Consider the following 11,111-nt stretch of genomic DNA (forward strand, 5'->3'; position numbering starts at 1 on the left):
GCGCCGAGGCCGAACAGGTCCTCGCCGTCGGGCCCGGAGCACCGGTCACCGTCTCGGCCACCACGACCGACGGCCTCGGCCTCACCGGCCGTGGCGAAGGTGCCGCCGCGATCGCGACGGCACTCATCGCCCTCGTCTAGCTCTTCGGCCGCAGGTACCCGCGCAGGTAGGACTTCGAGGCGTTGTTCTGGCTGACGTACTGCTGTCCCCGGTAGTTCTGCTGCAGGACCACCAGCGACGACCCACTGGTGCCCAGCACGATCGCCACGTGTCCCGCGCCGCCCGAGCCCGGCAGGCCCGAGGACCAGATCGCGACGTCACCCTTCTTCGGAGCGCTCCCGGCCCCGACCCGGGTGTAGCGCGAGCCGTCGTACTTGTCCCACAGCTGGTAGGCGTAGGAGACGGCCGGCCGTGCCGCCTTCACCACATCGCGGTTGTAGAAGTTGAACAGGTCGACGCACTGGGCGCCGTACGCGCCGTCGTAGTCGGCGCGCTTGCCGATCCACGTGGCGCGGAAGGAGTCCACCCGCGCGGACAGACCGGTCGCGGGCGCGGTGCCGCACTTCGGGGTGATCGGAGCGTCACTGCCCGTGAAGAGGTCGACGTCCGCGACGTAGGAGACGCCGTCGGAGACCCGATACCAGAGGTTCGACCGGCCGCCCCAGCCGGAGACGGTCTGTCCCCAGACATAGCAGCTCAGCGTGAGCCGGGTCCCCGCCGAGTACCAGCCGAGCTGCTTGTAGCTGGACAGATGGGGGCCTGCCATCTTCTGCGTCCGCACCTTCACCGTGCCGCTCGCGGCCTCGGCAGGGGCCTGGATCGCGACCGTGCCCAGCAGCGGCATCAGGATCGCGCACAGGCCGACCAGCCATCGGCGCCGCCGCGGGTTCTCTCGTCTCTCGGACATTGCTGACCTCCGTCGTCGTCTGCCCCGGACACCCCGTCCGGATGGCAAGGACGCTAGGTCGCAGCGACGCACCCCGGCACCCGCCGAACGGCCAGTCCCGGGCCTCGCTCAACGTCGCAGCAGATGGCCCATCCGGCGGTAGAAGCGGACCAGCTCGCCGCGCCGCGTGGGCGCCTCAGCACCTGCCTGCGCCCTGCTCCGCTCGTGGTCCGGCGCCGCACCGGGAGGTGGCCCGGCCAGGGCCTCGTAGTCGTGCATCTTCCGCTTCAGCGTCTCCAGGTGGTACTTCACCGTGGAGGCCTCGATGTGGAGCTCGCGCCCGATCTCGGCGTAGGTGAGCCCGTCGGCCAGCAGCTCGAGGATCTCGCGATGCTGGTCGGTGAGCACCACCCGTCCCCCCGCGGAGAGCAGCGCGTGGGCGAGCGGACCTCCGGCGATCTCGATGCCGCCGCGAGCCACCGCCACGACCGCGTCGAAGCGGTCCTCGATCGGGTCCCACTTGAGGGCGACGCCCTCGGCCCTCATGTCGATCATCGCCCGCAGCAAGGTCTCCGGACCGTCCTCCTTCGTGTTGACCAGGACCTTCGCGCCCCAGGCATGCAGGTCGGGGATCCGGTCGAGGGAGGAGATCGTGTCCCGCTCCAGCATCACGTCCAGCATCACCACCTGCGGCGGCAGGCAGGTCGCCATCAACTCGTCGACGGTCGCCGCGTCGCCGATCACCCGGACCTTGTCCGGGTGTGCCAACGCGGCCACCCGCAGGCCCGAGCGCACCTCCTGCTCGTCGTCCACGATGGCCACCGTGACCGGGGTCGAGATCGTCATGACTCCTCCTCTACCAGCTCCGGACCGCCGCTGTCCCCCGCCGTTCGGCCAGTCTCGACGAACTCGATGCGCAGCAGCCGGGGGCTCGCGCGGACCGTCACCACCTCGTCGTCCGCCCACACGGAGGTCCAGCTCGCGAGAGGCGGCGGGGGCACCAGCGCCAGACGCGAGGCGGCTCCTGCGGCGCCTGGCGAGAAGGTCACCCGACTGCCGGGGAGCGCAGCCGTCAGGCCGGCCCGGACGATCTCTCGGGTCAGCCCCGACGGCGCCCGATGCTGCCAGGCGGGCCGCATCTCCAGCTGCCCGCCCCGGGCCCGGAAGTCCGCGGCGCTCTCCCGCAGCCGTGTGTCGAAGAGGCCCGGCCACGCGAGGTCGTCGCGTGCCTCTGCCACCAGGCGCGCCGCACGCTGCCGGGTCAGCGATCCCTGCGGGTCGGCGGTGCCCTCCGCAACCGAGGCCAGCAGCGGGGCGTAGGCCAGCGCAGCGCGCTCCAGGTACAGCTGCTCGGCGTCGCGCATGACCGCAGCCTCGCGGTCCGCCGCCGCCTGCGCCGCCACCTCCTCGTGCCAGGCCTCCAACCCGCGATGGGCCACCTGCACCCTCCTGCTGACCAGCCCGCCGAGCAGCACGAGCAGCGGCTGCAGCAGGCACGGGATCGCGGCCACCGGCGCAACGTCGTCGACGACCAGCACCACCGCCAGGACCAGCCCGAACGCACCGGAGAGTGGCAGCACCCAACGCCAGGGACAGCGGATCGCCAGGATCAACAGCCCACTTCCGGCCAACCCCACCTGCCACGACCGGGGCCCGGTCGCCGTGCCGCTCTCCTGGACGGCGAAGACCACCGCCACCAGCGCGAGGAACCACACGGTCCACCCCACCGCGGCAACACCGGTCATCGTCCGGACGGGTCCGCGACCCACCCAGCACACGGAGAGGCACAGCACGACCAACGCCCCGGCCTCGACCCAGGGCACGGCCCCGGTGGACGGTGGGTGTCGCCAGAACAGATAGCCGTAGACCAGACACGCGGCCACCGCGAGCGAGCGCAGCAACCGGTGTCCGAGCAGCTCCTCCAACACGGCGATCTGGGCCGGCAGCTCCGGTGCCGGCCGCCAGCTCAGGGTCACCTGTGCGCCGCCGTCGGGGGCGACCCCGTAGGCGGCCTCGCCGCCGATCAGCTCCATGGTCCGGACGATCTCGGCCAGCCCCTCCCCGGTCGAGGAGGTGGGCCCCTGCCCGGACCCGCCGCGCCACCCGGTACCGCGGTCGCGCAGGACGAGCCGGAGTCCGCCATCGCGGCCCGAGGCGGCCAGGTCCATGCTGCGTGCCGAGGCATGCTTGATCGCGTTGCGCACCACCTCACCGGCGGCGTCCCCGAACGCCTCTGCCACCACCTCCGGCAAGAGCAGCCCGCCCAACGCGTCCGTCCGCACCCGCACCGGCACCGGGCTGGCCGCGGCGATCAGGTCGGGCACCTCGTGCGCCGGCACCGCGCGTCGCGGCAACCGCTCCCCCGCCGCACGCATCCGGGCCACGGTCCGGCCGGCGGCGGCCCGGATCGCGGCGTCGTCATGGCCGGCCGCAGGGTGCAGGCCCGCGATCGACTCGAGGGTGTTCACGCTGGCGTGCAGGACCCGACGTGCCCGCGCCATCGCGCGCGCCGCCGACTGCTCGCCCTGCCTCGCCACCCGCTGGCCCGCCTGCCGGGCGGCGACGTCGTCGAGGAGCCGGGTGCCGGCGATCAGGGTCGCCATGATCACGGTGCCCGCGATCAGCACGCCGACCTCGAGCATCACCAGATCGAGGGTCGGCGCGCCGTGCCCAGCGGCGACGCCCACACCCAGCGAGCAGCCGAGATAGCCGAGACCGATCAGCCGCGCGGCCCCCTCCTGCCAGCTGAGGCAGATCGCCACCATCACCCCGCCGACCAGGATCGTCCACGCTGCGAGGTATCCCGGCGAGCGCGCCGAGCCGGCGAGCAGAAGCAGGCAGACGACGGCGAAGGCGGCCACCGCCGCCTGGCTCAGTCCGTCCCGGAAGGTGCGCGCGGCGATCGCCACCAGCAGGAGCGCGAGCACGGCGAGCCCGGCGAGATCGGCGGCGGGGAGCCCGGCCGCGACCAGCGGCGATGCCGCCAAGGCGACCAGGACGATCAGGTAGGCGCTCAGCGGTCGCTCGACGCTGCGCTGCAGCAGGCGGAGCCCGGGACCGTCCGACTCCCGGAACAGAGGATCAGGACGGCGCACGCCTCGGTCAGCCTTGGGCGGGCGGGAGCAGTTGGGCCAGCTGCTCGGGCGTGATCGCGTTGATCTCCTCGGCCATCGCGCTCTCGATGCTCTCCGTCAGTGCCTGCCGGAAGCCGGCCAGCACCGACTGCACGGCGACCGGGATGATCGCCTCGAACGAGCGGAGCATGACCTCCCACTCCGCGGCCGGCATGCCACGCTCGGCGAACGGCTTCCAGACCTCGGCCCGGGCGGCGTCGACGAAGCGCTGAGCCAGCTCACCGGTGTCCTGGGTGATCACCTCGAAGAGCGCGAGCACCGTCTCCACCGACATCCCGATGTTCAGGGCCTTGGCACCGGAGCGGACCATCACCGGCTGCAGCAGGCGCAGGGTGTCGTCGTCGATCCGCTCGACGAGCCGGCGCTCCTCCATCGCCTCGACCAGGGCGTCGCGCAGCTCGGGCTGCTCCTCGACGCCGGCCAGGGTGGCGAGCGTGTCGCGGCTCATCTCCTCCGGCTCCGGGGCACCGCCCAGCGGGTTGGCCAGCAGGCCGAGCAGGTCGAGCGCATGCGAGTCCGGCAGGTCCGGGGTCTCGACGAGCGCCTTCTCCACCGCCCCAAGGGTGTAGCCACGGTCGATCAGGTCGCGGATCAGCCGCAGCCGCGCCTCGTGCTCGGGGCCGTAGAACCCCTTGCGCCCGACCAGCCTCGGGGACGGCAGCAACCCGCGGGTGGCATAGGCGCGAACATTGCGCACCGTCATCCCGACCGCGGAGGCGAGTTGCTCGATGGTCATCTCACGCGCGCTCATCGCGGTTCGACCTCCTCGTTTCGCCAACCCTTGACATCGCCCTCGTCGATTATGACATTCTCAATGTCGCATAGACGCTGTCACACGGCGTCGCGAGCAGAAAGCAGCGTCATGCAGACCTTCGACGGCCTCAACCTGTACGTGCGATCCTACGGCCCCAGCGACGCGCCGGTGACCGTGTTCCTCGCGCACTGCTGGACGGCGGACACCGAGCTGTGGCACTACCAGGTCCGCGACCTGCTGGGTCAGTTCGGCCACCGGATCCAGCTCGTCACCTGGGACCACCGCGGCCACGGTCTCTCCGACCATGCGCCGCTGGCGGCCTGCACGGTCACCAACCTGGGCCGCGACTTCGCCCAGCTGATCGACGCCTACGCCCCGAGCGGCGACCTCGTCTTCGCCGGTCACTCGATCGGCGGGATGACGATGATGGCGCTGGCCGAGCAGCGCCCCGACCTCGTCGAGCGGGTCCGTGGCGCGCTCTTCCTGGCCACCTCCTCGGCCGACCTCAACACCGTCACCCTGGGCCTGCCGGACCTCGGCCCCACCCTCAAGGCCCAGCTCCCCCGGATGCTCGGACGGCGCGCCAACAAGCTCGCCCGGGGGCACACCCTCTTTCCGGCCACCGAGCGCCGTGCGCTGGCCCGCTTCCTGTTCGGCCCCGGCGCCCGGGCCCGTGACATCGGCCTGGCCATGGACCAACTCGTGCACACGCCGTCCGCCACCATGGAGGGCTTCCTGCGCGACATGCTCGATCACCACCACCGCACCGCCGCGCTGGCCGCCTACGCCGGCAAGCAGGTGACGGTGATGGCGGGCGATCGTGACGTGCTGACGCCGGTGCACCACGGCCGGGTGATCGCCTCCGCGATCCCCGGCTCCAAGCTCATCGTCCTGCCACGCGCCGGGCACATGCTGCCGCTGGAGCGGGAGACGGCGGTGTCGAGCACCCTGATCCAGATGGTCGAGCACGCGCTCTCGCGCCAGCTGGTGCTCGGCAAGCACCTCTGAGGAGCGCTGCCCTCAGCCCGCTGCAGGCAGCTGCTGCTGGGTGTTCAGCGCCCAGCGGTAGCGCCGCGCGATCAGCTCTGCGATCAGCTGCTCGACCCCGAGCACGTCGGTGACCCGGTCCGCCCCGCAATGGAACGCCAGGTGGGTGATCCGCTCGGCGAAGAAGCCGGGCGCCAGAAGGTAGGGCGCCACCGTCACCCTGCCCTCGGACCGGGCCGCCTCCACCTGTCCGGCCAGGCTGGGGCCGAGTCCGGTCACGGTCGCGATCCGCACCCGGCCCGACCAGCGCCCCTGCAACAGCCGCCCCGCCGTCTCCAGGTCGGCCAGTCCGGCAGGCTGGCTGCTGCCGGCGGCCGCCAGCACCACCGGCTCGTCCGGCTTGGCCCCTGAGCCGAGCAGGCGTCGCACCAGCACCTCGGCGAGCAGCGGGTGCGGGCCCAGCGCCGGTGCCAGGATCGCCGGGCCGCCGACCGTCCGGATCGTCTCGGGGATGTCGTTGCCCAGGTGCACACCGCCGGAGAGCAGCAGCGGGACGATCACCGGCGGGGCGGCGAACTCCTGGCGCAGCACCTGGTCGAAGAACGGCCGGGAGAGCTCGATGAACGAGGTCGCCGCCGGCACCCCGAGCCGGCGTCCGGCCCGCGCCGTCAGCCCCATCGCCACCAACGGGCCGCCCCGGCGGCGGGTGCCATGGGCCACGGTGATCAAGGGATTCATTCGACCGCCAATCGATAGCCGCGCTTGACCACGGTCTGGATGAGCTTGGTGCCGATCACCGCACGCAGCCGCGCCACCGCCATCTCGACGGCATGCTCGGTCGCGGCCTGGCCACTGGGCAGCACGCAGAGCAGCTCGCGTCGCGAGACCACGTGCCCCGGGTTGACCGCGAGCGCCGCCAGCACCGCGTGCTGGGCCGCGGCGAGGTGGATCGCCACCCCGTCCAGATGCACGACGTCGCCGTGCAGCAGCAGCGAGCTGCCGGCCACCTGCAGGCTCTGGCCGCTGCGCCGCAACGGGAGCTCGACCTCCAGCGCCCGCACCATCGCCGCCAGCCGGGCCCGTTCCGGCTGCAGGGTGGGCACGCCCCACAGCTCCAGTGCCGCCGCCGTCACCGGTCCCACGCAGGTCGCGATCACGTCGGCCTGGAACGCCGCCACCACCTCGTCGCGGCGCCCCATCGCGGCGGCGGTCTCCAGGAAGGAGGCAGCGGCCGGCGCCGAGGTGAAGGTGACCGCGTCGAGCTTGCGCTCCGCCGTCAGGTCGACGAGACCGAAGACCCGGCCGGGGTCCTCGGGCCCCTCGACCCGGTAGACGGTGACCACCTCTACGTCGGCACCCTGGCGGCGCAGCACGTTCGCCACCGTGGAGAGCGACTGACCGTGCTCCTGGACGACGATCCGCACGCCCAGCAGGGATCTCCCCCGCAGGTGGGCGAGCACGTCCTCGAAGCACTCCGACTCCGGCGACCACAGCTCGCGCAGCCCGGCGCGGCGCAGCGCGCCCACCGACTTCGGCCCGCGCGCCAGGATCTCCGCGCTGTCGAGGTGCGCGATCAGGCGCGGCAGCACGCCCCACTGCTCGGCCATCTGGAACCAGGAGCGGACACCGATCCCGGTGGTCGCGATGAAGATGTCCACCGGCCGGCTGAGCACGGCCTCGGTGGCGGCCCGCAGCCCTACCTCGTCGACGCGGCTCGGCTCGACCGCGAGCACCGGCGCCCACTCGACCCGCGCGCCACGACGCTCCAGCAGGGCGTTCTGCTCCTCCGCCTTGCGTGCCGCGGTGACGCCGACCCGGCAGCCGGCCAGCGGCAGCACTCCTCCGGGACTGGTCATGTCACCTCCCGCGGACCGACCTCGACGATGCCCTCCACGATCCTCACGCTGTAGACCGGCACCCGGACCTGCTGGTCGTCGAGGCAGTGCCCGTTGCGCAGGTCGAAGGCGTGCTTGTGCATCGGCGAGGCGACGAACGGCACGTCTCCGCGGGTGCCGACGATGCCGCGCGCCAGCACGCTGGCGCGGGCGAACGGGTCGTAGTTGCCCAGCGCATGCACCTCGCCGCCATGGGTGCGGAAGATCGCGACCGCGTGTCCGTGCACCAGAGCTGTCGCGCCTCGCTCGACCTCGAGGTCGCCCAGCGCGCAGACCGGCTGCCACTCCGGGGCGGTCACGGGGCACCGACCGGGATCGTCGCGCCGAGCTGCACCGGACCGTCGGTGAGCGCCGCGGAGATCTGCCCACGCTCCTCGGCGAAGGTGATGCTCGGGTCGGGAGTGTCCGGCGCGTTCACGAACGAGACGAAGCGGGCCAGCTTGGCCGGATCCTCCAGCGTGGCTCGCCATTCGTCGAAGTAGCTGCCGACGTGCTCGGCCATCGCCGCCTCCAGCTCCGCGCCGAGGCCGAGGGCGTCGTCGACGACGATCTCGCGCACCCGGGCCAACCCGCCGTCGATCGTGTCCAGCCAGGCCGAGGTCCGCTGCAGGCGGTCGGCGGTGCGGATGTAGTACATGAGGAACCTGTCCAGGCAGCGGATCAGCTCCTCGGTGGAGAGGTCGGCCGCCAGCAGCTGCGCATGCGCCGGGGTGGCGCCGCCGTTGCCGCAGACGTAGAGGTTCCAGCCCTTCTCGGTGGCGATCACGCCGAAGTCCTTGCCGCGCGCCTCGGCGCACTCGCGGGCACAGCCGCTGACGCCGCCCTTCAGCTTGTGCGGCGAGCGCAGCCCCCGGTAGCGCAGCTCGAGGTCGATCGCGAGCTGCACGGAGTCCTGGACGCCGAAGCGACACCACGAGGAGCCGACGCACGACTTCACCGTGCGCAACGACTTGCCGTACGCGTGTCCGCTCTCGAAGCCGGCGTCCACCAGCCGGGTCCAGATCGCCGGCAGCTGCTCCATCCGGGCGCCGAACAGGTCGATCCGCTGACCACCGGTGATCTTCGTGTACAGGCCGTAGTCGCGAGCGACCTCGCCGATCACGATCAGCTTCTCCGGGGTGATCTCGCCGCCCGGGATGCGCGGCACGACCGAGTAGGTGCCGTTCTTCTGCAGGTTCGCCAGGTAGGCGTCGTTGGTGTCCTGCAGCGTGCCGGTCTCCGCGCCGAGCACATGGCCGTTGAACTGGCTGGCCAGGATCGAGGCGACGGTCGGCTTGCAGATGTCGCAGCCCCGGCCACGGCCGTGCGCGGTGACGATCTCGTCGAAGGTCCGGTATCGGTGCACCAGCACCAGGTCGAAGAGCTCCTGGCGGGTGTGGGCGAAGTGCTCGCAGATCCCCTTGTCGACGACCTTGCCCTGGGCGGCGAAGTGCTGCTCGATGATGTTCTTGACCACCGGCACACACGAGCCGCAGGTGCTGCCGGCCTTGGTGCACGACTTCACGCAGGCGACGTCGGCGCAGGCGTGCTCCTCGCCGTCGAGGGAGGCGGTGATCGAGGCCTTGGTGACGTTGTTGCACGAGCAGACGACGGCCTCGTCGGGCAGCCCGAGCTGCGGCGCGCCCTCGCGCGCGGCCGGCAGGATCAGCTCCTCCGGATTGTCGGGCAGGGCCATGCCGCTGGCGACCATCGGGCGCAGCACGCCGTACGCGGAGGCGTCGCCGACCAGGATGCCGCCGAGCAGTCGGTAGGCGCCGTCGTCCCCCTCGACGACCACGAGCTTCTTGTAGATGCCTGCGACGGCGTCCGCGAAGACGAGCTCGAGGGAGCCCTCGGTGGCGCCGAACGCGTCGCCGAAGGAGGCGACGTCGACGCCGAGCAGCTTGAGCTTGGTGGACATGTCGGCACCGAGGAACTCGCCCGGTCCGCCGAGCAGCGCGTCCGCCGCGACCTCGGCCATCGCGTATCCGGGCGCGACCAGGCCGTACATCCTGCCGCCCGGTGCCGCACACTCGCCGATCGCGAAGATGGCCGGGTCGCTGGTGCGGCATTGGGTGTCGACCAGGATGCCGCCGCGCTCGGCGACCTCCAGGCCGCAGTCGCGCGCCAACTGGTCACGCGGGCGGATGCCCGCGGAGAAGACGACCACCTCGGCCGGGATCGCGTCGGCGTCCTTGAGCCCCAGCCCGGCGACGGTGCCGTCACCGGCGTCGATCACCTCCGAGGTCGCGGCCCCGGCATGCACGGTGACACCGAGCTTCTCGATGTGCCGCACCAGCGTCATCCCGGCCGGCTGGTCGAGCTGCACCGGCATCAGCCGCGGCGCCATCTCGACGACGTGGGTCTCCAGCCCCAGCTGGACCAGGGCATTGGCGGCCTCCAGCCCCAGCAGACCGCCGCCGATCACCGCACCGACCTTTGCGTTGCCGGCCGCCTCGCGGATCGCCTCGAGGTCCTCGATGGTGCGGTAGACGAAGGTGCCGGCCAGATCCTTGCCGGGGATCGGCGGCACGAACGGTCCGGCACCGGTGGCGAGCACCAGGCCGTCGAAGTGCAGCACCTCGTCGTTGCTGAGCGTGACGGTGCGCGCCTCGCGGTCGATGCCGCACACCGCGGTGTCGAGCAGCAGTCGCACCCGCGGGTCGGCGTAGGCGCCGTCGGGCAGGAACGAGAGCTGGTCCGCGCCGACCTCGAAGAAGGAGGTGAGCGCGACCCGGTCGTAGGCCGGGCGCGGCTCCTCGCCGATCACCACGAGGTCCCACCGCTCGGTGACGCCGCGCTCGATGGCGGCCTGCACGAAGCGGTGTCCGACCATCCCGTGGCCCACCACCACCAGTGTCTTACGCGTGTGACTCATCGCCGTTCCCTTTCCTCGACCCGTGGCAGAGAACCTAGGAACAGCGTGTTGTCATCGCGTTGTGCTCGTGTAACAGGGGGATAAACCCTTCTTCACGGGCGTGAGACGTTGAGCGCCCGGATCTCGTGTCGGACCCTCGTGGTCTGCTGGCTCCATGATCGAGATCGACGCCACGCACACTCCGTATGAGGTCAGTGACCTCGACGCGGGGTGTCTGCTTGCGGTGATCTCGGAGGATCGGACGCGCTCGTTGAAGGGGATGCGGCGGCAGTTGCGGTTGGCGCATCAGTGGTGCGTGGTCAACCCTGTCGTGGACGGCGGTTCGTCGGCCTCGTGGTGTGACGACGCCGCGTTCGCCTCGCTCGATCTGGACGACTTCCTCGGGGGCGAGGGGACGCCGGCGGTGGCGGCGTTTGCGGCGGAGGAGTTCGCGGCCGCCTCGGGCATCTCCCGTTATGGGGCGCTCTCCTTGTTGGCCGACGCTTTGGATCTGCACCACCGGCTGCCGCTGTTGTGGGCGCAGGTCGAGCTGTTGGAGGTGCCGGGCTGGAAGGCCCGCCGGGTCGCGGAGCTGACCCGCAAGCTCTCCCGGGAGGCG

9 protein-coding genes and 2 pseudogenes are annotated in these 11,111 nt (G+C 71.8%); 3 read left to right on the plus strand and 8 right to left on the minus strand.

The window, feature by feature from the left end; genetic code table 11:
• Positions 1-140: pseudogene (locus ABD151_RS21665) on the plus strand (2-C-methyl-D-erythritol 2,4-cyclodiphosphate synthase); the annotation flags it as partial.
• On the opposite strand, the gene ABD151_RS21670 reads toward ABD151_RS21665, so the two are convergent.
• The 4 genes from ABD151_RS21670 to ABD151_RS21685 form a co-directional block, all read right to left on the minus strand.
• Entirely contained in the window at positions 137-907 is a 771-nt protein-coding gene (locus ABD151_RS21670) for a CHAP domain-containing protein (RefSeq protein WP_343996957.1), read from the minus strand. The pseudogene ABD151_RS21665 and the gene ABD151_RS21670 overlap by 4 nt on opposite strands.
• Before the next feature lie 108 nt (positions 908-1,015).
• Positions 1,016-1,732, minus strand: a complete 717-nt coding sequence (locus ABD151_RS21675) for a LuxR C-terminal-related transcriptional regulator (protein WP_343996958.1) — start codon at positions 1,730-1,732, stop codon at positions 1,016-1,018.
• Positions 1,729-3,981, minus strand: coding sequence for a sensor histidine kinase (locus ABD151_RS21680; protein WP_343996959.1), 2,253 nt, complete (start codon positions 3,979-3,981; stop codon positions 1,729-1,731). Before ABD151_RS21680 ends, ABD151_RS21675 begins: the two co-directional genes overlap by 4 nt.
• Positions 3,982-3,988: 7 nt before the next feature.
• A complete protein-coding gene (locus tag ABD151_RS21685; protein WP_343996960.1) occupies positions 3,989-4,771 on the minus strand; it encodes a MerR family transcriptional regulator in 783 nt (260 codons plus the stop codon).
• A gap of 111 nt (positions 4,772-4,882) precedes the next feature.
• On the opposite strand from ABD151_RS21685, the gene ABD151_RS21690 reads away from it, so the two are divergent.
• Entirely contained in the window at positions 4,883-5,782 is a 900-nt protein-coding gene (locus ABD151_RS21690) for an alpha/beta fold hydrolase (RefSeq protein ID WP_343996961.1), read from the plus strand.
• A 12-nt stretch (positions 5,783-5,794) separates the two neighbouring features.
• On the opposite strand, the gene ABD151_RS21695 is transcribed toward ABD151_RS21690, so the two are convergent.
• The 4 genes from ABD151_RS21695 to nirB are packed head-to-tail and all read right to left on the minus strand — an operon-like array spanning position 5,795 to position 10,513.
• Entirely contained in the window at positions 5,795-6,499 is a 705-nt protein-coding gene (locus tag ABD151_RS21695; protein ID WP_343996962.1) for a sirohydrochlorin chelatase, read from the minus strand.
• Positions 6,496-7,617 carry a uroporphyrinogen-III synthase gene (locus tag ABD151_RS21700; protein ID WP_343996963.1) on the minus strand — a complete coding sequence of 374 codons (1,122 nt, stop codon included), beginning with the start codon at positions 7,615-7,617 and terminating at the stop codon, positions 6,496-6,498. Before ABD151_RS21700 ends, ABD151_RS21695 begins: the two co-directional genes overlap by 4 nt.
• Complete coding sequence (gene nirD, locus ABD151_RS21705) at positions 7,614-7,955, minus strand: nitrite reductase small subunit NirD (protein ID WP_343996964.1); 342 nt, start codon at positions 7,953-7,955, stop codon at positions 7,614-7,616. Before nirD ends, ABD151_RS21700 begins: the two co-directional genes overlap by 4 nt.
• A complete protein-coding gene (gene nirB, locus ABD151_RS21710) occupies positions 7,952-10,513 on the minus strand; it encodes a nitrite reductase large subunit NirB (protein ID WP_343996965.1) in 2,562 nt (853 codons plus the stop codon). The genes nirD and nirB overlap by 4 nt, the downstream gene beginning before the upstream one ends.
• 154 nt (positions 10,514-10,667) lie before the next feature.
• On the opposite strand from nirB, the pseudogene ABD151_RS21715 reads away from it, so the two are divergent.
• Positions 10,668-11,111 (plus strand): annotated as a pseudogene (locus ABD151_RS21715) (hypothetical protein); the annotation flags it as partial.

The organism is Nocardioides dubius, from assembly GCF_039528155.1.
Taxonomy (GTDB): domain Bacteria; phylum Actinomycetota; class Actinomycetes; order Propionibacteriales; family Nocardioidaceae; genus Nocardioides; species Nocardioides dubius.

What these genes read in the sequence shown, in the direction of transcription:
- ABD151_RS21685 (WP_343996960.1), bottom strand. Translation starts at nt 4,771, where the DNA reads ATGAGCGCGCGTGAGATGACCATCGAGCAACTCGCCTCCGCGGTCGGG.
- ABD151_RS21690 (WP_343996961.1), top strand. Translation starts at nt 4,883, where the DNA reads ATGCAGACCTTCGACGGCCTCAACCTGTACGTGCGATCCTACGGCCCC.
- ABD151_RS21675 (WP_343996958.1), bottom strand. Translation starts at nt 1,732, where the DNA reads ATGACGATCTCGACCCCGGTCACGGTGGCCATCGTGGACGACGAGCAG.
- nirB (WP_343996965.1), bottom strand. Translation starts at nt 10,513, where the DNA reads ATGAGTCACACGCGTAAGACACTGGTGGTGGTGGGCCACGGGATGGTC.
- ABD151_RS21695 (WP_343996962.1), bottom strand. Translation starts at nt 6,499, where the DNA reads ATGAATCCCTTGATCACCGTGGCCCATGGCACCCGCCGCCGGGGCGGC.
- ABD151_RS21670 (WP_343996957.1), bottom strand. Translation starts at nt 907, where the DNA reads ATGTCCGAGAGACGAGAGAACCCGCGGCGGCGCCGATGGCTGGTCGGC.
- ABD151_RS21700 (WP_343996963.1), bottom strand. Translation starts at nt 7,617, where the DNA reads ATGACCAGTCCCGGAGGAGTGCTGCCGCTGGCCGGCTGCCGGGTCGGC.